Raw genomic sequence first — 22,588 nt, forward strand, 5'->3', positions numbered from 1 at the left:
CTGTACCAGCGAGGCGTCAAGCCCGACGCTGCAGCTTGTACACCACCGTATCCAGCCGGCTTACGCCGCGTTCCAGGAACTTCGGTTCCTTGTCCAGAATATCGCGCCGGTCGATGATGGACGCGTCGGAGTGCGCAGAATAGATCGATTGCACTTCCGCGTCCTGCACCGAGAAAGGCGGACCATCCATCTGATCCTGCGGATAATCGAGCGTGATCAGGATGCCGCGATAATCATCCGCCAACTGGCCGTAGACGTGCTGCGCATACTGGGCACGCATGGCTGTTGGCAAGGCCACCAGCGCAGCGCGGTCGTACACGCCGGAACAGGTCGACAAGATCGCCGCATCGAGCTTGAAGATATCGCCGCAGATGATTTCAATGTTACCGGTGACGTAGTGACTGCCGTATGCAGAATCATGGATAGCCGGCTGCAGATTGTTCTCACTGAAAAACTGTTCCACCGCCAGTTGAGACAACTCGGCTCCCAACACGTGATGTCCTTGTTCCGCCAGCCACAGCATATCCAGCGACTTGCCCGCCAGTGGCACGAGGACGCGGCTGTCTTTCGGCAGGCCAAGCGTGGGCCAATATTTCTGCAGCAGCGGCGTCACACGCGTTTGATGAAAATGCGTACGCCCGTCGCGCCAGCGCTCCAGCCAGAATTCTGCTTCCATGGTGTTGTCCCGTTGAATTGTTGAGTGCAAAGGTGATGCGTATTGTACCGCCGGCGATGCGCAAGCCATGATGCAGAGAAGCAAGAGGGCGTGCTCTTTCATGTTAGGATTCTGCGATCTCATGGAGGAACAAATGGAAACACCAGAAACGTCGGCAACACCAGAAACTCCCGCAGCACCAGACGCATGGGCGGAACAAGCCAGTGAGCTAATGGCAAAGATCGAGATCTTGCTAGAGGTGCAGCTTGGCGAATATGAGTTGCTCAATTCGAAGCTGGAGGAATGGAAAAAGAATCCAGGTCAGGAGTGGCTGACCATGGCCGACTACGAACCATGGCAAAACGCGCTCAAGGCGCTTGAAGAAGCGCAGCGCGAGTTTGATGCGCATATCGCGACGCGTGCGGCATAACTGCATGATTTGAAGGCATGGCCGCCGGTGTCTTGTCTCGATGCGGTCATGCTGCAGTTCAAAAGTACGGATACAAATTCACTGCTGAGAAAACGTACGCACTCCGATACGTACCTGAGAGAATTCCGAGCAGGAATCCCGGCTACCTTCCTCATCTTTAATTTCATCGCACAAAAAGAAAAGGACCTGAATCTTTCGATTCAAGTCCTTTGTATTCTTTGGTGGGGCGTGAGTGGCTCGAACACTCGACCTACGGATTAAGAGTCGATTTTGCACACCAATGACCAGTTATAACTACTTAAGATCATCTACGGTAGGCCCTAGTTTACGCTGCTTAAGGAAAGTTAACAATACTTATATCTTCGACTCATCATGTGCCAAAAATGTGACAGCGTTCCGCACTTAAATTGCCATATTGTCAACTGCTAAGAATAGCTGTTCTAGCGAATCAAGAAAATCAGAATTTCCGCCAGGTATATTTTTTTCTTTTTGCAAAAGTACTTTTAACTTCATAAAGCGCGCTATGCGTGCAATCAAATCGACATGTTGTGCACGCAGGTGCTCTCGCCATTCGATGACGGACTGGCCAAAGGAATCCTCTAAGACTTTGTCCATTGCCGAAGTGTCTCGTAATTTTTCCACAAATACATCGACATGGTGTTGCTGGCGCCGTTCTCTTACGGACTGTCCGAGGGAGCCCTCCTCAATTTTTCCAAGCATTTTTGTATCGGGATCATTTGCCGCTTCCCGTAACTTCTTCACAACGCTTTTTTTTGTTCCAACAAAATCAGGGGATATATCAAAAACGGACGTTTTCGCGGGGATTCGAAAAGACATTGATCCAGGATCTTCACCGTACATTAAGCGGCAATAATCTTGAAGGACGGCATTAAGCTCGCAAACCAAGTCTTCTTTTTGATCTATTAGGGAATTGAGTATATTTATTAAAAAATGATATGCATCCAAAGGCTTTATATCGTCGACGCCAGAAATTTTTTCTGAATATTCTTCGCGGATGTTGGGCCAGAAATCGCTATTGGTTGCATAGGATATTTTGAGAAAGATGTCTTTGAGATTTTCAAAGTAGCGCTTGGCAGATGGCAGCGAAACCGCTTCAATGGCTCGGTCGCAATTGCTACTAAAGCGACTTGGCGAAACAAAAATCTTGGTCGAAGATAAATTCAATTTGTAAAAACACCGTAGCTGGGGATCAGCGTACCCTGCGATGAGTGCAATATCTTCCTGTTTGTACTTTCTTGAGCTTTCTTTTTGAAGGATGCTCGTCAGTACATTGAATAACATCAAATGAGCTATCGGAACTACGGGAGGCGCTTTTCTGGCTCCGCCATATCCATAGTGGCGTGGCCGTTCTTTAGCTTCTCTTTTGTCATTTTGTTGATTCATATTTTCTCCGTCGCTATGGACGCAACGAATTTTCCCCTACAGGCGTTGACATGCTTTTTATAAGCTTGCCATATCAAAAACGCTTTAAGAGGGCGAAATGAAGGATTGTAAAAGAGACTATGAACTGGCAGCAAAAATTGCGTGCTTGCACGACGACATGCTAATTGGCAGCTTGGAATTAGCGGCATTCATGGGAGTTTCACGTATCTCAATTCAAGCCGGGAGTATTTCACTACCTCCACGAGTAGCTGGAATGAATAAGCGACTGCAATGGCGATTGGGTGATGTGAGGGACTTTGTGCGATCACAGCAAACTCAGAAATCTCCCCCAGGGGTGCTTGGCAAGCGTGGTCGAGGTCGACCTACAAAAATTGAACAGGTTCGACAACTGAATCTTTCTCAGCAAAGCGAACTCGCATGAGTGGGGTAGAGACACGTCCTGTGCCAATCATGATTCTTAGATGGCCAAAAATTCGAGATCTAATCACGCAACAGAAATTTATATATGTACATCTTTACCATCATCCAGACTCGAGTACATGTGGCTGTTACTTACTAGGGATTGAAAGCACGGCGGCTGATCTCGGCATGACTGCCAATACATTGCGAGACGCAATTGATGAATTTAGGCGTCGAGGGCTTCTGGATCTGGACAAGGACACTGGTGAGGTCTACGTAATAGATTGGCCTCGCTGGCATCTTTTTAAAACACCTGCAGCGCTCGGAGCTCTTCGATCATCCGTAAATAGAATTCAAAGTAAAAAATTGTTGATAACTGTAAAAAACGCTTATAAATCAACACTCGACGGATGTAAGGGTAAGGATAAGGTTAAGGATAAGGTTTCTTCTCTTGAAGAAGAAATGGATGGGCGTCTCGAAAGGCCTCAGAAGCAAAAGCAGGCGTTTGCAAAGCCATATAGGTCAGAGGCTGGAATTTTATGTTGGACTGAAGATGACAAATTTTTTGCCGAAAATCTTCTCAAGGCATTCGGTAAGGAGATTATTCAAAAAACCGTGGCAGAACTTGAAACTGAAGGCGTTGAGCCATTACCTTCAAGGGTGTCCAAAATATTGAATCTAGTATCGTCGCCACTTCCCAAAGGCATTCCTAAAAACTGGTTGGTGTCAGATGATTTAACCATCTTAGCGGGAAACGCAATCGACCTTCAGGCAAGAAGAGGTGAGTCGATGGAGGCATATCGGCAGCGAATCAAGAATCAGATATACGCAAAATCTTGAGAGCCTATACGAGCTTACAGACCAGTACCTGGCCCGTAAGCTAGGTTAAGTGGTCGTAGCCGGCTATGAATCACAGCAAAGTTATCAAGGAAAAATCTTTACGGCACGCCTCCGGCGTCATCATCACAGGGAGAATCGACGGCATGGTTAGTCACAGGGCGACAGGTAAAAGAAAGTCCGGCGCCGGAGGCGCGCCGTTAAGGTGCTTCTTTGCAGACGGGGGTGGTTTTGGGTCTTGGGGCCGCGCAGAGCGCGGATCCCGAACGAACTTTGCGAAGCAAAGTATCGTGAGCGATACTTCGCCGATCCCTCCGGTTGCTCGGTCGCCGAAATGACAACCAACTTCGCGGTCTTGACGCCGATCCGAAAGCTAAAAACAGTCAGGGATATTGGCGGAGCAGGGGCTCACAACGATCGGTCGCGGCCGCCACTTAATGCTCGTACAGTTCAGGGACGATCATTGCAGCCGAGGGTCTTGCATGGACCACCGATATCACGAGAGCTTGTTCGATATGTTCGAGAGAAAATCTATCCACTCGCGCGGCGCAAAGACGCCGTATTAGCAGTGGAACAGATCATGAGTGCTTCGCCTGGTTATTTTGGTCAGGATTGGCGGGAGGGTGATCCTCATGTGGAGATCTGGGTGGAAAAGGCAGCTCAATGGGCTAAGGCGACGCATGGAGATAATTTAATCTCTCTGGTTTTACATCTCGACGAGACGAATCCACACATTCATATGGTCTTCGTTCCGTTGATTGAAGGACGGCTATGTTGTAAGGATTACACATCAAGAAAAAGGCTGATTGGTTGGCAAACTAGTTATGCCAATAGTATGAGTAACTTCGGGCTTGAGCGAGGAATCCCAGCTTCCGTTTCGAAGGTGAAGGCAACAAGTTTGCAGGATTTCTATAGGGTGTTAAATGCCCCCTTACGGGATGCTCCAGAGGAGCCAAAATTAGCCCCCTATCCAACACGACCGCGGTTGAGCATTTTTCGTCCTGAATCAGTAATGATTGAACACGAGGCGAAATGTCAGCAAATCGCTGTCGCAAACCAGGTTCTAATTTCAAATTGGAAGGAGGAGCAGAGAAACTGGCTGTTTGCTGTTTCTGCGCACGCCAAGCAAGCAAAAATCAGCGAGATGCTACGAAACCAATTGTTTAAGGCACTCAAGGATCAGGAACAGTTGGTTTCGAAAAGGGGGGAGGAATTGGCGAAGATAGCGTTAGCGCCTCACAAAGACAAGTTAGACGAGCATTCCTTGGTGAAATCTGAAAACGAGGTTTTGAAAGCAACCGTGGATTCACTGAGAACTAAGGCTGTAGCTCTCGATAAGGAAAAGATGATGCTGGCAAAAAACTTAGCTCAGATGATTAAGAAGGAGCATGCTGTGAAACTAGCTCATCTTATGGAAGTATCTCTGGTTGGAGGAAAGGCAGACATTTTCGATGCTCTACTTAGAGACGGCCGTGCTGAAAATTTTTATGAAGCGGTGGTACAAGTCACGGAACGAATTAACATTCGAGATGGCATTGACCTCTATGAAATCGCGGAATGGATCGGCGATTATCAACAGGCTAATTCTGGCGAAGGATAGCTTGTGCCAGGGTGGTAAAGTATAGAAGAATCTAAGTCACTAATTTTAAGTTCTTTTAGCCTCTAGGATAAAAAAATAATGCCAAATCAGATCAAAACGTTAGATGTGCCAATTGCAGTTGTTCCTGGTGGAAAAATCCGGATGTATGAAGATCAAGCTTTTGGGGCTACTACTTATAACGGGAGTGTTGATTTCGGAGAATGGAAACTAGTCCATGCATCATCGGGAAAAATTTTAGAATGGCTGAAATCTAGCCGTTTTAATAACTTCAGTTTCGGAGATCCAGACATTGGATTTGTGCCATATCCTGATAAATGGAAAAAACTGGAAAGTTTAAAGTCCGGTCAACATCGCGATCTCGAAATCACGGTTGTGTGGGAGCATCAACCGGGGCTCTACGAATTCATGAACGGTCGTCATCGTGCAATGTGGCTTGCATTTCATGATGCTGAGTTTGTGCCTATTTTGGTACCACCACATCAAGTTGCGCATTTTAAGGCGATACTGGAATAACCCCCGGACCCCGTTGCGAGATCATCGATTGTGAACAAAAAATCAAAAAACTAAGGCTATGTTTAATCGAAGAGTTCGATGAGTCGGAACATTAAAAAGTCGACTGCAGTGGGTTTTGTAGTTTTTAAATTAGAACTTTGGCAGATACAAGGTGCTGCGAAATCCACCTAGGATTTTGACCGGAATAGGTTGCTTGGCAATGAGAAGGGGGAGGGATGAGGAGAACGGTTTTTTACTCTTGGCAGTCGGATTTGCCATCAAATCAAAATAGAAACTTAATCCAAGATTCACTGGAACGCGCTCTACGTACGATTGCGAGAGACCAAGATACTCTCATTGAGCCAGTTATGGATCGTGATACCGCGAACTTGCTTGGGTCTCCAGACATCGCAAATAGTATTCTTGCAAAAATTGCGATGGCTGACGTCTTCGTTGCTGATGTTAGTATAGTTTTGTCGAGTCCTACACGCCACATGCCCAATCCCAACGTGTTGGTAGAAATAGGGTACGCGGTTGCTGAACTCGGATGGAATAACGTATTGTTGGTTCAGAACGTTGCGTTCGGTGGTCCCGAAGTCTTACCGTTTGATCTTCGAGGAAGACGAACCGTCGTTTACGATACATCTGGGGACTCCACACGAGCAGAAATTAGAGGGCAGCTGCAAGGCCGGCTGGAAATAGCCCTTCGTGACGCTTTGGCGAATGGGACAGCCCGAGGTCTACCCTCGGGAAGGGACGCAAATCTCTGGTGGGGAAAGTGGGAGTTGAATGTCGTTGACACTTTTGGGGGAGAACTCTTTATCCGAGAGGTGGGGCCAACAGGTTTTTTGTTTGAATTAAAGGTTTTTCATGGATCACACTCAGGACAGATTACTGCGTATGCTCGCATTGTCTCGAATGATCTCGCTTATAGCCGAATCGAGAACGATGAGGATGAGGCGGATGGAGAAATAGTATTTCGAAGAAAAGGTGGTGATGGTAGGCGCATCATTGACATCGAAGAAACTATGCCTTGCGTCCGTTATCGAGGGGTGCGTGCATATTTTGGTGGGCGATTTACTAAACGCTATGAGCCTTGGTTTGACGCAGGGTATATGAATGAGCTAGAGATAATGCGTCTCTACTTGTTGGTCGGAGTGCATATCGATGGATTAAGGCGTTGTACCGGTGACATCGGAGAGACCAAGTGTCTTGACGCGGATATTCACGGCAAAGCTGTTTGGGGCGGTGTCGCAGGACTTTATACTGATATGGAAAGTATTGTTCTGTACGATGAAGAGGGGCGACTCTGGGCAGCTTACATTGACGAATCTCTAGTGAGATATTTCACGAATGTACCAACTTATAGAATGCGGCTACCGGAAACGATTGAACACTGGCGCAGCCGCTTTCCCGAAAAAAAAATTATCTACTGCGATCCCGTTTTGATGAGTTCTTCCTGGGCTGAGAGTTAGTGTTAGGCATCCTGTCGTTAGTCAGGCGCTAGGGATTGGCGTGGGTTGCGCTGCTAGCGTAACAGGAAGCAATAGTGAGGCCAGGTCACTTCCATTCGCTGAAAGCACAAATGACAATTCGCCTGCTTCTTCTAATGGCATACCAGCAAGAGATATTACGGATCGTGCGAAGGGTTTTGATTCAAATTTGATTATTACAGGGAATTCACCTATTACTCTACCGTTAAGGCGAATAGTCAAGTGACACTCAAGTGTGTCAGGATCGGCAGCTTCTCTCATTCCAACCCAGATTATATTCACTTGGGGAACATAGAATGGAAGCGACGTTACTCCAAACTGTTCAATTACCTCGATGAGCGTAAGCGAATTAGTTATCGAATCAACGATTGCAGATTTGGCGCAGATGAAGTGTTTACTCGTGATCACTGGTGGCTCTGTTCAAAAGTTTTGGTGAAGTGAGTAGTCGTATCTGTCTTTGGTGGTGCAATTGGTCGAGGAAAGAAATGAAAACTTTCGTAAGCGGTTGTTGGTCTTAGAAATTTTTCAGCAGCATTAAGCAATACAAGTTCTTTTATCCAGGGAATATTGGAATTTGTTAACGCTAAACTAGTGTTCTGATCTAATGCTAGCTCATCATTTTTAGAAAAAATAGCGAACAATAATAAATAAATTTCAGTCGCTTTCTCGATGTGACCATCGAAATCTCTTACTTTCTCGTTTATGGCGCTTACCAATTCAGCAGAACTATAGGCTTTGCTCAGATATTCGGCTAAAGGGTGACTCCTCAATCTTATTCGGAGAAAATTTGAGGTGTTAGCGATGGAGACGCTAGTCATTGCATCCAATAGCAGATTTTTGTCGAACGTTATCATTTTCAATTTTTATATGCTGGTAATAATTTGAGAGAAAGTCGCAGTTTCCATGCCTCGATCTACTCTATAAAACGAAAACGTAGGCCCGTACGGACAGTCGTGAGCCCAATGCAAATACTCCGCGCCATTGGCACCCCATTTACTCACAACTCGATAACTTCTAAGATCTATTCCCGTAACGTCCACTACCACGCCGGAGTGAATAGCTTCCCCTTCTTGATAATAGATTATCACATCCCCCGCGAGGACCTCGGTATTCTGGAGTAATTGATACTTGTCATCCTTGAGAATCGTAGCAATCGCATCGGGAGAATCTATACATGTTCTTCGAGCTCCAAAAGTTAGTCCGTGGCAATTATAGAACCCGCTTAGAGCTGTTCTGCGTATAGCCGAACTATGCGTGTTTTCATGAAAACTTGCTAATCGCTCTTCATTTCCATGTAGAAATGAGTTCTGCTGGTTCGGAATCGGCCATCTTTCAGCTGTCTCCATATGAATGTTCGCAGTCATAAAACAAGCTTCCCCTAACCTCTATTTTTCTAATTAAGCGTCCAGATATTTTTCATACTGTTAAGTATGTTTTTTGAAGATTATTGTGAATCCGTTTGACATTACTTTACCTTTTCTATGAACAATTTGTTTATAGATGCGCGGGTAAAAAAAACGATAAGAGAGATTTTTGTCAAACGGCCTAGGACTTCCGTACTCGATTCGTTCAACAAACGATTGGGATTTGAAATCTTCAAGAATAAGTTCTGCCAAATAGGAACGGTAGTTTTTGCGGGGATCCGCAGAGTGCAGTAATGGCGATTCAAATTTGCAGTAACGTACATCATAGCGTTGAATATGTTTGCCGCATTCTAATAGAGACTGTCTAAAAAAACGAACGGAATAGGAGCGGCTCCAGGGCGTAAGTCCTAAGATCCGGAAAGGGAGGAGTGCCATAGATGAGAATATCCAGCCAATTACTAGAGCAATCCAATTTCCTTTTGGAAGAGTGGTTAAATGAATACTAACTTTCTGGACTCCGTCAATGCGGAGATTAATTGCCGGTGCCGTAGGATGGAAGCGCAGCGTCGAGAAAAAAATAATAAATGTGGGAATGAGAGTAAGCATTACTACGGCAAGCCGTACTTGGGGGTAGTACCAAGGAATCCAATGTTGAGAGATATAGATGGTAGTGATTCCAACTCCCGTATAGGTTAAAAAAACAAGAGCTAGGTGATAAAGTCGGCCAACTTTCGCCATTGCTTCGCCAAGTTTCCACCATAGTTTTAATACCAAATCCAAGTCGATTTCCTTCACACCGCAGCGCTCGAAAAAACATCAATAGGGCAATTTAAAATTCTTTTACCCTAGTTACAGATGCTGTTTTTTGCTTTGCCACCAAAAAATTAAACCACCAGATAAGGTGGAAAGCGTGTAGAGAATGGCGATAATGACAGACCAAATATGAAGGGGCTCCCCTTTATCTGGGTTGAATTTAAAATTTATCTCCTCCAATCCGTATATAACGGAACAAAGAAACGCAAGTTCAAAATTCCAAGCCAATAGCCTCATATTTTTTCTAAAAAGAGAGAGGCTATATTGTCGTCCAATTTGCTGAACATATGATGCCTCTAGTACTTCTAGAGCAGGGATGAGTTTGCCGTGTATGTCAATCTGGGTTTCATTCCAACGATGAATTTGGATGTTTTTACCAAACTCCCCGATCCACTCTCCTCGTCTTCGCTTCCATGCATCGTAAACCGGTGCATTCGGACATTTCTGAAAGTTGATCCCACTAGTGGCTTGAAAAACCACTACGCCTAGTTTTTTGACTGAAGTAGTAGTGCCGAGAGAGTAATTGTTTTTATGCGCAACGACGTACGTGCGACCGTCTGCCCCGGCATATAAGAGTTGGGATTTTTTTACAGCATTGAGATCTTTTGTGAAGTGATAAAAATTTCCTGATTTGTCGTCACGAAGTCGTTCTCGCGTGAAGAAAAGCCCCATGCATTCCCCCTATTTTTATGATTTGACGGGGAAATATACTACATGAGAGAGGGGGCAGATAAGGCAAAAGAAGATTCTCGTGTTATTTATTCCTTAACATCGCTCACAACTACCCATGTAGTAGTCACGCAACCTGTAGAGCGTCAGTTACTGCTCGATGATGTATCCCGGGAAAGCCCGAGCAGGTATCTTAGGGGGATTGAGGTCAAGAAATAACACCGCTGTAAAACCGGCACATCTTATGTAGGTAGGCATTTAGACAAAGTGGCGGCGATCTTCATGCCTGGTTATCTCGATTATCGGCAATAAGCCGATCTACTGCATCGAGAAATGCTTCGATTGGGCATGCCGTAATCGTTCTGGATTGTTTAGACCAGCCGCTTTGCACAGCAACGAGTCGCACATTGAAGGTGCCGTTGTCCTGTCTAAAGAGACCAAATACCGGTCCTCCGCTCATTCCTTTGATATCAATTTGTGCAAATTCATCGTTTGGAGTGTCCAGCCTACCGAACAACGAGTGATGATTTTTGTCGGGGTCCCAATTGGAGGGGCGGGAGACCGGCGTTACTCCGATCGTGTAGTGGCGCTGGTGTATGCTGTCACCAGAAAAGGATGCAAACTCTGAAGGAAAGCCGGTTACAACCCATTTTTCCGCCTGCTCTGCGTCCCCGATCATTGCGCGGCCCATGGCTCGCAATCCACGAGAGTTCATGCTAATAGCAGCGATGGATTCAACATATACCAGGCAATAATCCAAGCCCAATGCGTCATCCCGAATATAGAACCGTTCACGTTTCGATACGTCGAATGGATACACATAGTCCTTTGCCGCCTTTGTAAACACATCGTTGATATGCCAGTCGGTCAGCCTGATCCCCTTCTGTTGAAGCTCAATAATATCGTCCATCACGTGCGCAGCCGTGCACAGAACCCAGTGGTCGTTGATGATCAGAAAGAAGCATGAACAAAACGCCATTCGGGGAGAATCCCGATCATGGATTTTGAATCCGAAACTCGCGACAAACGGAGCAACTGCATCCAGGACAGTGGCGGAGTCCATATTTGCTGCCGCACGGCGATCGTTACTCATAACTTTCCTTTCAAGTTCTGTCGCATAACGTGTTTAAGTCTTATCTTTTAGCCGCTGCATTCCCAAGATCCAGGGGAGCAGCCGAGCGACGTTTAGCGCATCATCCAGAGCACGATGATGCGCGCCTTCAATCCCCAATCCAGTCAAATCACAGGCTTTTGCCATTCCGAGTTGCTTGCCTAACTTCTGTGTTTTGGCGAATAAGCGCTTTGCATTTTGATGAGGCAATTGAATCGGATTTTCAACGCCGTGCACAAGGCTTTCTCTAGCTAATTGCTTTGCATCCCAAGCTCCCCAACTAAGCCACATTGAATCTGAAGTTCGATATTTTTCGACAAATTTCTGGAGTGCTAAAGCCGCGATCAGAAACGTGGGCGCGGAATCTACTTGCTCTTGAGTGATGCCTGTCAATTGCGTACAAAACGACGTGACGAGTGTTTGACTAGGCCGCACAAAGCTCTGGAATGTATCAATAATTTCCAAATTCGAATTAAGAAAGACGGCGCCAAATTCCACGATTTGCATCTGTTCTTCTGAGATAGATCCATCATCCGAGCAGGTCGCTTCGAGATCGACAATTAGATATGTTCCTTGTGAAACCAGGCGCAGTTCGTCGCTCACTTGAGGTGATACCGGTTTTTCAGTTGTCATGTGAATGGTCTATTTGTAATCATCGATAGATGCTCTCTATAGAGGTACTGCGAGTAGAAGAGCAACTGCGTTAGCTTGTTGGGAGCGGTCTGTATCGCGTCGAGAAGATCACTCCGATCACAGTAGTAGGCGTCCAAATCACTTGATTCAAGTGGTAAAGCATCGAGCTCTTTATCCAGCGCGGAGGCGCATGTGGCCAGGAGTTCATGCTGTTCGGGCGTGAGTACGAAGCGCTGATTCATGTGTATTCTCCTTTGCTAATTCTTTGGACTTGCTACCTAGATTTTCAGGTTGGACGTCGTCTCAAACCGTAAAAAACCGTTTTTTACCGTAAATTACGGTATTAGATATATTGACGAGTGCGGACTGCATGCTTGGCCAGAGCGATCATGAGTAACAAGCCTCCGAAGCTTAGTGCGCCAAAAATAAAGACGGCGTTCCAGCCTGCGAACTGACGTCCAAAAATCGAATTAATCAATGGGGCGACACAACATGCGATGTATGCCCAGCCCAAGGGATTTACGAGCAATAGGCGCCAAAATTGTGTTTGAAAGTTCATGGTGTTCCTTTTCGGGATGTCCTTACTTAATTTATACAGACTTGAAAAGCATCCTGGCAAGGAAACTACTGATATATTTTGCGAGTAATGAAAACTTACTCTTGCCAGATACGCAGACGATAATGAATAAAATACAACTGCTTGTAGCCAAGATGAACATTCCCGCTAGCTCATAAGATGCGCTAAGAAATACAGGTGCGATAGTGTCTGAATGTCCTTGATAGAGAGGCCGAGTCGCACTCCAAAGGCAAAACATTCCAAGGGTGTTCAGGACGATGCAGAATAATGCGGGTAATAAATATATAAATTGGTTGGTGCGCATACTATTTTTTCCTTCCAAGTGAGGCTGTTCTATTGAGGTTTTGACGAATTTTTTACTGCGCTCATGAGGCTTTCACTTTGGGCGCTCCCCATGAGTTGAGAACCGTTCTTCGCGGCTCCTATAAATACGTTATTGACTCTGCTTTCGACGTCTTGGCCAACGTGGGAGCCCGCATTTTGTCCAATCCAGCCAATCAGGCGATCAGGCATTCCTAGCAGTAGGGAAAATGACGAATTAATCAGCGACATGCCAAGCACAGTAAGAATCACGAGGTACGCCACAATCGACATCAAGCCGGTCAAGCTATTTCCCTGTGCAGAAGCCACCGCCGAGCCGAAGTACTTGAACAGGAACGTGCCCAGCACTGTCACGGTGCCAGACGCGAAGAAAAAGCCAAGTGTGAGAATTATGGGACGTGCAAAATTGTTGAACAGGTACAGGTAACCGTAGCTGGTCCGTTGCCCCATCCCATCGCCATCTGAGTCAAAGTGAGCCAGCGCCCAGAGCGAAGCACCGACAAGCGACTCCAGCACCGAGGTGAACCATTGCACCAGGGCGGCAAACCACTGAATGAATGGGAGCATAGGAAGGTAGAAAGCCATCGCGGCCGCTGTCGCGAAGAGAATGAGCGCTACAGGTACTAACAAGCCTCGGGCGTCGGCAGAGATGTCCGATACAATTTTCATGATCCCAGAACTCTTCGACGCCATGCTAGAGACCTTTTCAGCGACCGTCTGGAGCAACGGAATTTCTTTCAGAACCGTATGGGCGAAATAGAGTGTCTGCGCCAGCGCTAAGGCGTTATCGCCGATGTTCTTGTATGTAATGATCGGATTGATCGTCTTGGACATCCCTGTCGCGCTCGATCCACCCAGTGCGCTCATGCTGCCTGCCATGATGTATTGGCCAAGTGAGACGTTGCCGACGGCATTGTCCAACGTCTCCGGTTTGGATTGCGCCGACGAGATCAGTCCTGAGATTGCGGCTTGTACGCTCTCATCGACCGAGGTCAGTGCAATCTTGGGGTTATCGAAAGTCGCCACCGGATCCAGCATTTCGTTCATCGCCTCATTGACCTCTGCGAATACGCCGTACCAGATCCCCAGCGTCGCCCATCCACCTTCTTTCATGGTGCTCAGCAGCTGGTCGTTGATTGCCGACATGTTCGACGCACCATTGGCCGAAGCTGTCATGGTGGCGAGCTGATCCTGGAAGGTCTGGGTGTAGCTGCCGAAATACCCCTGATTCAGGACCAAAATCGCTTTCTGAATCTCTGCGGAGTTCGCTTCCGTACTGAGCGCCCCATCGATGACCTTGTTGGCCAGATCGTAGACAGCCTTCAGCGTCTTCTTGTGGCTATCCATCGACACGCTCCGGATGCCCTCGTAATTGATACCGTTTATCCGGAATCCAAACGTGGACCCAGTCCAATCCGACATCGTCGGATTGTTCGAGCGCGGGCTGAAAGTTAACTTGATCTTGCCGCAACCGCTATCACCTTGGTTATTCGGAAATGCCATAACGATAGTGCTGGCGCTCGAGGTGATCGTTGGGGCAAAGTCGGTCTTGGGGTTGTTATTCACTTCATAGTAGACGCTCTCTTTGTTGAGAGAATTCGCCGCGCGTGTGCAGGCAGCCCCCAGCAGAATATGTCCTTCGACGTCGTGCAGTTGGGCCGCCTGTTTCACAGACCCCATAGGGTTGACCGTAACCTGGAACGCTGCACTACTGTCGATCGCGGTCTTTGAAATAGCATTGGAGCCGGCAATACCCATCGTGGCGCCAATCACCATCAAGGCCTGGCAAAATGCCCATCCTCCAAACACCGGCATCAGGCTGGCAGCACCAAACGCTACGCGAACGGGCAGCCAGACGGTGGACATGCGTTGTCCCAGTACCACTCCTTCATGCATGGTTTGAGCTAGGCCGCCCATGCAGGTGTAGGTGAACCAGATCATCGCCGTCACGAAAATGAACATGTTGAAAGTCTTGAACATCTCCCCCAGTACTGTGCCGGTGCCACTACCGCCGGCCGCACTACTGCCTTGTCCGAAGGGATTCAGAACGAAGTCACCAACCACATTGCGCAGCATGGCCATGGATTCGTCGCTTGGCGTAATGTTAGCCGCCAGCAGATCAGTAATCTGTGTAAGAAGGCCAGCGTGGGCCGGAATAGGTATAAGAATAAAGGCGATGGCGGCCAGAAAAATTCTCTGTTTTAGCGCTAGAACTGGCGCTGGAAAGTCATGGGGCTTTTGGAGAAAGGTCATAGTTTTCGGTGAAATTTAAGCTTCAATAGCCACAGGGCATCCAGCGCTCAAGCGCTAAGGTCATAAGATTCGGTGAGGCGTGATTGGCATTAAAATCACCGTGTTGCGCCGTATTCCACCAAATCGTTACAGCGTGGGTCAACAAGATCCAACAGCAAGGTCATAACTTTCGGGGGCGTGGACGATATGAGTTTTAGCCAAGTCTTTCCAAAAGACTCTCCGGGTTGAGATGGGTATATCTCCGCAGCATATCCATGGATCGATGCCCTGACACGCTGGCTACTTCAAGGGTATGAAAACCCTTCTCGAAAAGGCGTGTTACTCCCTCATGGCGCAGGTCATGCCATCGGAGGTCGTCAATTTCAAGCTTCTTCAAACTACGTTTCCAAATACAAATCACTGCATTGACGGACGTGTCTAAAACTCGTCCATTGGTTTTGCAGGGCGCTCTCGAGCGCAATTCAGTTAAGACTTGAATGGCGTGGTTTGATAGAGGGAGAACTGCGGGAATACTTTTGTTGTCGGCGCCGCGGGAAGTGATTGGGATGGATATCAACCGAGTAGATAGGTTGATCCACTCCCACTTGAGCGAGAACAGAGCCCCTTGTCTCAAGCATGTCTCAATAGCTAATTGGAATGCTGGGGCTGCGAACGGATTTTTGGTGGATGCTAAGGTCGCAAGAATTTTCTCGTATTCACCAGGCCGTAGACGTCGATCTCTCGCTTTACTTCCACTAGGTTTTCTGATGTTTTTAAGCGGGTTGGCGAGACCTTCCATGCCAAATTCTTTTCGAGCGATCTCGAACAAGTGACTAACTAGTTGGAGTTCCAGGCGAATCGTATTCTCAGCGCGGCCTTGAGATCTGCGGTTGTCGCGATAGCGGGCAAAGTCAGTTCCTCGCAGAGATGCAAGATAGTTGTGTGCTAGTGGGTTACGTTTCCATTGGTCGATTCTTTGCCGCTCTTGATCTGGATGTCGCTTTTTACTACCGACCTCCGTCCAATAACGTTCTAGGGCTTCACCGAGCGTTGTACGCTCTGCTTCGCCAGTCGAAACGAATACCCCTCGGGTCATTTCCGACTCGACATGACCTGCCCAAGCTAGTGCTTCGGATTTTGTGTTGAAAGTTTTGGACTGCGCTGGAAATCCACGTTTTCGGATTATGGCCTGCCATTGGAGATTTCCTCGTTTTCTGATTGTTGCCACTGTTAGCCTCACTGGAAGTGTGCCAAAAGTGTGTCAAAAAACGACTTTTACTAGTAGGGGAAAATTCGGAGCAATTCAAGGCCACAAACGAAAACGGCCTAGGCATAAGCCTAGACCGTTGATGTTCCTTGGTGGGGCGTGAGTGGCTCGAACACTCGACCTACGGATTAAGAGTCCGCTGCTCTACCAACTGAGCTAACGCCCCCCGATGAAGAGGCGTGATTATAACCTGATTAATTTCAAAGTTGGAAGCCCCTTTTTGAAAAAAGTCTAAAAAATTATCCGACTCCTCACAAAACGCGCTGAATCGGGCAATTCATGCCGTCTCATACCGTGCTAGGCCGTGGAAATGCCGCATGGCCGGGGTGTTTGCCTTGCTATAAGACAGGTGTTCGCGTTGCCCACCCATCACAACACCAATGACAACGATGCATACCCAGGAAGCGACTGGGCCGCACAGCCGTCCGGCGAGCTTGCGAGCTTGGTTTGTCGCCGGGTGCGTGTGCGCGTTGACAAGGCAACGCAAAACGATAACTAGAAATTGCTCTTGATGCCGTTCACCCACGACTTTGCCGGCAACTTGGTGGCAGCGGTGATGGCTGCGGCGCGTTCGTACAGGGCGGTGAAGTCTGGCACGAACTTGTTCTTGAAGGCGAGGGCGACGACGTTGCCGTCGTGGACTTCCGGCAGGGATATCACCTGGTCGAAGGCGTAGCGCATCGCTTTGAGGTTTTTGGCGTAGCTGGGATGATCGCCAAACAGGTTGACCGTCATCACGCCGTTGTCGCTCAGGCTGTCGCGGCAGGCCACGTAGAACTCCGGCGTGTCGAGCACCGGGCCGCGCGCAGTGGCATCGTACAGATCGACTTGCAAGGCATCGATGGTACCGGCGCGTTGCGGGTCGAATATGAAATCATTGGCGTCCATTTCGAGGATGGACAGGCGGTCGTCTTCCGGCGGTAGCTTGAACATGCTGTTGCAGATCGCAATGACGGAAGGATTCAGTTCCACCGCCGTCACGCGCGCATCAGGAAACTGGCGATAGCTGAATTTGGTCAGCGCGGCGGTGCCGAGCCCGAGCTGTACGATCTGTTCCGGTGCATCGTTGAAGAGCATCCAGCTCATCATTTGCTGCGCGTATTCGAGTTCGATCCAGTCGGGCTTGCGGATGCGCATGGCGCCTTGAACCCATTCCGTGCCGAAATGCAGATAACGGATGCCGTCTTGTTCAGACAGCGTCACCGGCGCAAATTTGGGTTTGCGGGGCGCCGCGGATTTCGGCTTGGATTTTTCCTTGCCCGGACCGGGACCGGCTTTGGTGTTGGCTTGCGCCTCGATGGATTTTCTTCTGATTAACATGATGTTGCCCGCATTCGAATTGCCGAATGATACCTTGTCGGGCGGTCTCGCATGAAGTACCGGCAACATCACCGCCGCGCCGGGAGAGGGACATCCGGGCGCAGCGATTGATTACAGCTTGCTTAGCGCACTGCCTGTGTGGCGGCGGCGAAGAAGTCATTGTCGCCGACCGGCGCGCTGCCGGTTGGTTTGGGCAGTGCGCCCCAGACGACGATGACGACGTTTTCCTTAGGGTTCATGTAGATATGCTGACCGAAGATGCCGCGTGCTTCAAAGGCGCCTTCGTTGATGGTGCCGGCGGCATCGGGAATCGGCCACAACATGTAGCCGTAGTTGACCAGCTTGCCATCTACCATCTTCGGACTGCCGGCATCCTTGACCCAGTTGTCGGGCAAGATCTGTTCGCCGCCGGCTTTGCCGCCACCGAGCAGGAACAGGCCGAAGCGGCCGTAGTCGCGCAAGGTTGCCGACAAGCCGCTGCCGCCGACTTCGAGACCGTCAGGCGATTCCAGCCACCAGGTCGCATCCGACTCCATGCCGAACTTGCCCCAGATACGTTCGTTCAGATACTGCGCCACAGGCTTGCCGACCGCCGCGCGCACCAATGCGCCGGCAACTTGCGTTTCGCCGGTGCTGTAATTCCAGCGGGTGCCCGGTGCCGCGGCACGTGGGAGCTTGGACATCAGCTGCAACACGGCGCCCGGCTTCTGCATGGTCTGCACTTCCAGCATCTGGCGACGGTCGGATTTTGGATTGACGTAGGTTTCGTCCCAGCGCACGCCGGACGCCATCTGCAGCAGGTTCTTCACCGACACGCCATCATAGGCGCTGCCTTTGAGTTCCGGCAGATAGTTGACGATGGGATCGTCGATGCTCTTGATATGGCCGTCCTTGATTGCCGCGCCGATCAGCGTTGCAGTGATCGATTTGACCACCGACATCGACATCCAACGTGTCTTTTCGCTGTTGCCGAGCTGGTAGTTCTCAAACACGATCTTGCCGTCTTTGAGCACCAGCAGGCCGCCGACGCGATTGAGCGAGACGTAGTCGTACAAGTCGAAGTTCTTGCCGTTGGATTTGAAGACGAAGTTCTTCAGTTGCTTGTCGCCGGCGGGTAGCGGGTAGGCCTTGCCGGAGGCGGGTACGGTGCGCGTCGAGAACAGGCGGTCGATGTTGCGGAAGGTATTGGCCTGGATATCCGGCAGCAGCGCGCCGTCATAGATCTGCTGCACGGTGCCGATCTTTTCAGCGGCATGGACATTGACCGGTGTCTGCGCTTGCGCCTGTATCTGTGTCATTGTGGCAGCAAAGGCAAGGGCAACGAAGAGGGGGGCTTTCTTGAAATGCAGCGGCTTGTCGCGTGTGGACATGAAGTGTCTCCTTGTTTGTCGTTATTAGATGTGTACTGCTGTTGCCGGCGTGATCATGTGTCAACCGGTCAACAGACCAAGCATAACAGCGATGTTGCAACAAGGAAATTGCGGGTGGCGCGTAGGACAATTCTTCCTTCGCACCCGGATGATCGCCGGCCATCATCGGCTACACTTCTGCCATGCTGAAAAAAATACTCTTCATTATCAGGCTGGCCATTGTCTTCGCCGGCATCGTTTTGTTCGGGCGGGCAGTGGAATACCTCATTTTGAATGGTGGATTCAACGGCTCGTTTTACGACATCATCTTTTTCCGGTCATAGCACGGTTCGCCGCTTTGTTGCACCGGATTGAAGCAACGCTATTGTTGTTTCAGCCGTGTAAGCCTCAACCCTGACCTGCATGTCATGGCATCATCCTTGCAGTATCCGATCTACACAGTATGGCACTCTCGTTTTAGCGCTACCCACCTGACAATAAAGGATCTATAGAAATGAGTCACATCCACTTCATCGGTGGCGAAAAAGGCGGTGTTGGAAAATCGCTGGTCTCCCGCGTGCTGGCCCAGTATTTCATCGATTGGAACATTCCATTTTTCGGCTTTGACACGGATAAATCGCATGGCGCGCTGCTGCGCTTTTATGCAGATTTTTCCGCGCCGCTCGTGCTCGACCAGCACGACAGTCTTGATCCCATCATCGAACGCGCACTGGAAGACCCGCAACGCCGCATTCTGGTTGACCTTGCGGCCCAGACGCAGCAGTCGTTGTCGGCGTGGATAGAAGATTCCGGCGTGCTCGATTTTGCGCAAGAGCAGGGGATGACGCTGACGTGGTGGCATGTCATGGACACGGGCCGCGACTCGGTGGAGTTGCTGAAAAAATGGCTCGATCAGTTCGGCGGGCGGCTCAAGCTGGTGCTGGTTCTCAATGAACTTCGCGGTGACCGCTTTGACATTCTGGAGGCCTCCGGTGAGCGTGAGCGCGCTGAAAAGCTTGGTGCGAGCGTGGTGTCACTGCGCCGCTTGCCCGATACGACCATGCAAAAGATTGATCAGCAAAGCGCGAGTTTTTGGGCTGCGCTTAATCAATCGGGCGGTGCGAGCGCCGGACTCGGCATGCTGGAACGTCAGCGCGTCAAGGTCTGGCTGAATCGCGCTTACGCCGATATCGGCAAGCTTGCTTTGTAGAGGGAATGACCGAAGCAGTTGATCGGCAATGCAATGCTGACTGCTTCAGTGTTGTGGCTTTGAATTGGTCAGCGCGATTCGCTGCTCGTCGCGCTGACCGTCACCATCAGCGCGTCGATATCAGTTCGCCGCCAAAAATGCTTCCGCCAGCCTGACCCAGTACGTCGCCCCGATCGGCAGCAAATCATCGTTGAAGTCATAGCTCGGATTATGCAGATTGCATGGTCCGATGGCGTGACCGCTGTCGCGGTGGTCGCCTTCTCCGTTGCCGATGAATACGTAACAGCCCGGTTTGTGCAACATCATGTAGGAAAAGTCTTCGCCTGCCATCGACGGTTCGACGTCGGTGTTGACCTGTTCCACACCGACGATGTTTTGCATCACGCCGACCGCGAAGGCGGTTTCTTTGGCGTGATTGACCAGCGGCGGATAACTGCGCACAAGTTTGAATTCGATGTCAGCACCAAAAGCAGCGGCGGTGTGCGTGGCGATATCGTGCATGCGGCGCTCGATCATATCCAGTACTTCCATGCTGAAGGTGCGCACGGTGCCGCTCAAGGTAGCATCATCCGGAATCACATTGATGGCGCTGCCGGTGTGGATTTGGGTCACCGACAGTACGGCGGAATCATTGGGGTTGGCATTGCGCGCGACGATGGTTTGCCAGCTCAGCGCGATCTGCGCCGCCACGAGCACCGGGTCAATGCTCTTGTGCGGCTGCGCTGCGTGTGAACCCTTACCCTTGACCGTGACTTCAAATGCATTGCTCGACGCCATGATCGCACCGGGCCGCACGCCAAAACTGCCGACCGGCATGCCCGGCCAGTTGTGCATGCCGAACACGGCATCCATCGGGCATTGCTCGAACAGACCGTCCTTGATCATCTTGTCGGCGCCGCGGCCGCCTTCTTCCGCCGGTTGAAAAATCAGATAGATGGTGCCGTCAAAATCACGCTGCTGAGACAGATGACGGGCCGCACCGAGCAGCATCGCGGTGTGACCGTCATGGCCGCAGGCGTGCATTTTTCCGGCGTGACGGGAGGCGTGCGGGAACGTGTTGAGTTCCTGCATCGGCAGTGCATCCATGTCGGCACGCAGGCCGACTGCGCGCTTGCTCTCGCCATTTTTAAGAATGCCGACGACACCGGTGCCGCCCAGGCCGCGCAATACCGGTATGCCCCATTCAGTCAACTTGGCGACGATGGTTTCCGCGGTGCGGTGTTCTTCGTAACGCAACTCAGGGTGCGCGTGCAGATCGCGGCGGATCTGCTGGATTTCCGAATGAAATCCGATGATGGGATCGATCAACTTCATGGGACTTGCCTTTGTAAGCTCTTGCTTGTTTTGATTTCAGATACAACTGCCGGGAGCCTGTATAGGCTATCTGAAACTTGCTGCATAACGTCATTTCTCGGCGAGAAGGTCCGCCGTATTTCAGTAGTTCAGTACTTCAATGCCGCTGCGCAGCCCATGGAGATTTATCGAAAACTCCCGGCGGCGCAGCTTCATATCTTGGTATTTGAATCTTGTTACTTGAACCTTGTCGCCTGAGTCTCGCTATTCAAACTGCTTTGCCATTTTTTCCGGCAGGGGCACGTTGAGCCATTTCTGCACGATTGCCGTCAGTTCGTTGCTCTTCTTTGCTTGTGTCAATGCAGTATTGACCTTGGCCATCAGCGCAGGTTCATCCTTCAGCAAGCCGACGTAGCAGCCGGATTCCTGGATAACGTATTTCATTTGCGGCTTGTTGGAAGGCATCTTTTCCGCCAGAGCAACGGCAACGAAATCGCCTGTGCCGACCAGTTGCACCTGACCCGACAAGTAGGCGGAGATCATGCCGTTATTGTCTTCGTAACGTTTGATGGTGGCGCTGGACGGCGCGGTCTCGGTGAGCTGGATATCCTGGAAGGTGCCGCGTGCAACACCAACGACTTTACCTGCCAGATCTGCAGGGCCGGTAACCTTGATGTTAGCCGGTCCGAAAACACTATTGTTATACGGCGAGTAGGGCTGTGAAAAAGCGATAACCTTTTCGCGTTCCGCATTCTTGCCCAATGTGGAAATCGCCAGGTCGGCTTTATGCGTTTGCAGGTAGGCGATACGGTTGGCGCTGGTGACCGGCACCAGTTCCAGTTTCAGTCCCATGTTCTTGGCGATCAATGTCGCGACGTCAATGTCGAGGCCTTGCAGTTTCAGGTCAGAGGTGACCGAGCCAAACGGTGCAAAATCTTGCGGAACGGCAATGCGTAACACGCCACGCTTTTGGATATCGGCCAGTGCGTCGGCGTTAGCATTGGTGGCAGCAAAGGAAAACAGATTGATGGAAAACAGGAGCAGCAGCTTTGCAAATTTCATTGATCTCACCTGGGAAATATTGATTAACACCGAACCGGCAAGAAAGACGCCGTATCG

The 22,588-nt window shown here is 49.7% G+C and carries 20 protein-coding genes and 1 tRNA gene; 6 read left to right on the forward strand and 15 right to left on the reverse strand.

The genetic code is table 11. The features are described 5' to 3' along the window. Positions 1-16 precede the first annotated feature (16 nt). Complete coding sequence (locus hmeg3_RS07440; RefSeq protein WP_094563180.1) at positions 17-676, reverse strand: thiopurine S-methyltransferase; 660 nt, start codon at positions 674-676, stop codon at positions 17-19. A gap of 133 nt (positions 677-809) precedes the next feature. Between hmeg3_RS07440 and hmeg3_RS07445 the strand changes: the two genes are divergently transcribed. Further along, on the forward strand, positions 810-1,085 hold the full coding sequence (locus hmeg3_RS07445) for a hypothetical protein (RefSeq protein WP_198361803.1): 276 nt from the start codon (positions 810-812) through the stop codon (positions 1,083-1,085). Between the two features lie 402 nt (positions 1,086-1,487). Here the strand turns inward: hmeg3_RS07445 and hmeg3_RS07450 are convergent, their stop codons facing one another. Further along, complete coding sequence (locus hmeg3_RS07450) at positions 1,488-2,489, reverse strand: hypothetical protein (protein ID WP_094563182.1); 1,002 nt, start codon at positions 2,487-2,489, stop codon at positions 1,488-1,490. 588 nt (positions 2,490-3,077) lie between these two features. Between hmeg3_RS07450 and hmeg3_RS07455 the strand changes: the two genes are divergently transcribed. The 4 genes from hmeg3_RS07455 (at position 3,078) to hmeg3_RS07470 (ending at position 7,292) form a co-directional block, all read left to right on the forward strand. Further along, positions 3,078-3,728, forward strand: a complete 651-nt coding sequence (locus hmeg3_RS07455) for a hypothetical protein (protein WP_094563183.1) — start codon at positions 3,078-3,080, stop codon at positions 3,726-3,728. Positions 3,729-4,059: 331 nt separating this feature from the next. Beyond that, positions 4,060-5,325 carry a MobV family relaxase gene (mobV, locus tag hmeg3_RS07460; RefSeq protein ID WP_094563184.1) on the forward strand — a complete coding sequence of 422 codons (1,266 nt, stop codon included), beginning with the start codon at positions 4,060-4,062 and terminating at the stop codon, positions 5,323-5,325. A gap of 78 nt (positions 5,326-5,403) precedes the next feature. Continuing rightward, positions 5,404-5,838, forward strand: coding sequence for a hypothetical protein (locus hmeg3_RS07465; protein ID WP_157739223.1), 435 nt, complete (start codon positions 5,404-5,406; stop codon positions 5,836-5,838). 347 nt (positions 5,839-6,185) lie between these two features. Next, complete coding sequence (locus hmeg3_RS07470; protein ID WP_157739224.1) at positions 6,186-7,292, forward strand: hypothetical protein; 1,107 nt, start codon at positions 6,186-6,188, stop codon at positions 7,290-7,292. A gap of 422 nt (positions 7,293-7,714) precedes the next feature. Here hmeg3_RS07470 and hmeg3_RS07475 read toward each other — a convergent pair whose 3' ends face one another. The 11 genes from hmeg3_RS07475 to hmeg3_RS07530 all read right to left on the reverse strand — a co-directional run bounded on the left by hmeg3_RS07475 (position 7,715) and on the right by hmeg3_RS07530 (position 18,987). After that, positions 7,715-8,128 (reverse strand): hypothetical protein, encoded by a 414-nt coding sequence (locus tag hmeg3_RS07475; protein ID WP_157739225.1) that lies wholly within the window; start codon positions 8,126-8,128, stop codon positions 7,715-7,717. A 606-nt stretch (positions 8,129-8,734) separates the two neighbouring features. Next, on the reverse strand, positions 8,735-9,454 hold the full coding sequence (locus hmeg3_RS24665; protein WP_157739226.1) for a hypothetical protein: 720 nt from the start codon (positions 9,452-9,454) through the stop codon (positions 8,735-8,737). Between the two features lie 69 nt (positions 9,455-9,523). Further along, the gene (locus hmeg3_RS07480) at positions 9,524-10,159 is read right to left on the reverse strand and encodes a hypothetical protein (protein WP_094563188.1); all 636 of its coding nucleotides are present in this window, start codon (positions 10,157-10,159) and stop codon (positions 9,524-9,526) included. Positions 10,160-10,436: 277 nt separating this feature from the next. Then, entirely contained in the window at positions 10,437-11,249 is an 813-nt protein-coding gene (locus hmeg3_RS07485) for a hypothetical protein (RefSeq protein WP_094563189.1), read from the reverse strand. 33 nt (positions 11,250-11,282) lie between these two features. After that, positions 11,283-11,900, reverse strand: coding sequence for a 3'-5' exonuclease (locus hmeg3_RS07490; protein ID WP_094563190.1), 618 nt, complete (start codon positions 11,898-11,900; stop codon positions 11,283-11,285). Then, positions 11,897-12,142 (reverse strand): hypothetical protein, encoded by a 246-nt coding sequence (locus tag hmeg3_RS07495; RefSeq protein WP_094563191.1) that lies wholly within the window; start codon positions 12,140-12,142, stop codon positions 11,897-11,899. Before hmeg3_RS07495 ends, hmeg3_RS07490 begins: the two co-directional genes overlap by 4 nt. Positions 12,143-12,810: 668 nt before the next feature. Continuing rightward, the gene (locus tag hmeg3_RS07510; protein ID WP_094563194.1) at positions 12,811-15,051 is read right to left on the reverse strand and encodes a DotA/TraY family protein; all 2,241 of its coding nucleotides are present in this window, start codon (positions 15,049-15,051) and stop codon (positions 12,811-12,813) included. A 193-nt stretch (positions 15,052-15,244) separates the two neighbouring features. Then, entirely contained in the window at positions 15,245-16,258 is a 1,014-nt protein-coding gene (locus hmeg3_RS07515) for a site-specific integrase (RefSeq protein WP_094563195.1), read from the reverse strand. A 129-nt stretch (positions 16,259-16,387) separates the two neighbouring features. Then, positions 16,388-16,463: transfer RNA gene (locus hmeg3_RS07520), tRNA-Lys, on the reverse strand. A 329-nt stretch (positions 16,464-16,792) separates the two neighbouring features. Beyond that, positions 16,793-17,617, reverse strand: a complete 825-nt coding sequence (locus hmeg3_RS07525) for a spermidine synthase (protein WP_094566191.1) — start codon at positions 17,615-17,617, stop codon at positions 16,793-16,795. A 122-nt stretch (positions 17,618-17,739) separates the two neighbouring features. Further along, positions 17,740-18,987: a serine hydrolase gene (locus tag hmeg3_RS07530; RefSeq protein ID WP_232511915.1), complete on the reverse strand. Its 1,248-nt coding sequence runs from the start codon at positions 18,985-18,987 to the stop codon at positions 17,740-17,742. A 493-nt stretch (positions 18,988-19,480) separates the two neighbouring features. Here hmeg3_RS07530 and hmeg3_RS07535 point away from each other — a divergent pair, with 493 nt between their 5' ends. Further along, on the forward strand, positions 19,481-20,176 hold the full coding sequence (locus hmeg3_RS07535) for a mobilization protein (RefSeq protein ID WP_094563196.1): 696 nt from the start codon (positions 19,481-19,483) through the stop codon (positions 20,174-20,176). A gap of 120 nt (positions 20,177-20,296) precedes the next feature. On the opposite strand, the gene hmeg3_RS07540 is transcribed toward hmeg3_RS07535, so the two are convergent. Both hmeg3_RS07540 and hmeg3_RS07545 read right to left on the reverse strand, forming a co-directional pair. Beyond that, entirely contained in the window at positions 20,297-21,490 is a 1,194-nt protein-coding gene (locus tag hmeg3_RS07540; RefSeq protein ID WP_094563197.1) for a M20 aminoacylase family protein, read from the reverse strand. A gap of 243 nt (positions 21,491-21,733) precedes the next feature. Then, the gene (locus hmeg3_RS07545) at positions 21,734-22,531 is read right to left on the reverse strand and encodes a transporter substrate-binding domain-containing protein (RefSeq protein ID WP_094563198.1); all 798 of its coding nucleotides are present in this window, start codon (positions 22,529-22,531) and stop codon (positions 21,734-21,736) included. Positions 22,532-22,588: the final 57 nt, after the last annotated feature.

The organism is Herbaspirillum sp. meg3 (genome assembly GCF_002257565.1).
In the GTDB taxonomy this organism is placed as follows: Bacteria; Pseudomonadota; Gammaproteobacteria; order Burkholderiales; family Burkholderiaceae_D; genus Herbaspirillum.

Bases quoted from the DNA above. Each gene is read 5' to 3' on its own strand.
- hmeg3_RS07440 (WP_094563180.1), bottom strand. From the start codon at position 676: ATGGAAGCAGAATTCTGGCTGGAGCGCTGGCGCGACGGGCGTACGCAT.
- hmeg3_RS07445 (WP_198361803.1), top strand. From the start codon at position 810: ATGGAAACACCAGAAACGTCGGCAACACCAGAAACTCCCGCAGCACCA.
- hmeg3_RS07450 (WP_094563182.1), bottom strand. From the start codon at position 2,489: ATGAATCAACAAAATGACAAAAGAGAAGCTAAAGAACGGCCACGCCAC.
- hmeg3_RS07455 (WP_094563183.1), top strand. From the start codon at position 3,078: ATGACTGCCAATACATTGCGAGACGCAATTGATGAATTTAGGCGTCGA.
- mobV (WP_094563184.1), top strand. From the start codon at position 4,060: ATGACAACCAACTTCGCGGTCTTGACGCCGATCCGAAAGCTAAAAACA.
- hmeg3_RS07465 (WP_157739223.1), top strand. From the start codon at position 5,404: ATGCCAAATCAGATCAAAACGTTAGATGTGCCAATTGCAGTTGTTCCT.
- hmeg3_RS07470 (WP_157739224.1), top strand. From the start codon at position 6,186: ATGGATCGTGATACCGCGAACTTGCTTGGGTCTCCAGACATCGCAAAT.
- hmeg3_RS07475 (WP_157739225.1), bottom strand. From the start codon at position 8,128: ATGACTAGCGTCTCCATCGCTAACACCTCAAATTTTCTCCGAATAAGA.
- hmeg3_RS07480 (WP_094563188.1), bottom strand. From the start codon at position 10,159: ATGGGGCTTTTCTTCACGCGAGAACGACTTCGTGACGACAAATCAGGA.
- hmeg3_RS07485 (WP_094563189.1), bottom strand. From the start codon at position 11,249: ATGAGTAACGATCGCCGTGCGGCAGCAAATATGGACTCCGCCACTGTC.
- hmeg3_RS07490 (WP_094563190.1), bottom strand. From the start codon at position 11,900: ATGACAACTGAAAAACCGGTATCACCTCAAGTGAGCGACGAACTGCGC.
- hmeg3_RS07495 (WP_094563191.1), bottom strand. From the start codon at position 12,142: ATGAATCAGCGCTTCGTACTCACGCCCGAACAGCATGAACTCCTGGCC.
- hmeg3_RS07510 (WP_094563194.1), bottom strand. From the start codon at position 15,051: ATGACCTTTCTCCAAAAGCCCCATGACTTTCCAGCGCCAGTTCTAGCG.
- hmeg3_RS07525 (WP_094566191.1), bottom strand. From the start codon at position 17,617: ATGTTAATCAGAAGAAAATCCATCGAGGCGCAAGCCAACACCAAAGCC.
- hmeg3_RS07530 (WP_232511915.1), bottom strand. From the start codon at position 18,987: ATGTCCACACGCGACAAGCCGCTGCATTTCAAGAAAGCCCCCCTCTTC.
- hmeg3_RS07535 (WP_094563196.1), top strand. From the start codon at position 19,481: ATGAGTCACATCCACTTCATCGGTGGCGAAAAAGGCGGTGTTGGAAAA.
- hmeg3_RS07540 (WP_094563197.1), bottom strand. From the start codon at position 21,490: ATGAAGTTGATCGATCCCATCATCGGATTTCATTCGGAAATCCAGCAG.
- hmeg3_RS07545 (WP_094563198.1), bottom strand. From the start codon at position 22,531: ATGAAATTTGCAAAGCTGCTGCTCCTGTTTTCCATCAATCTGTTTTCC.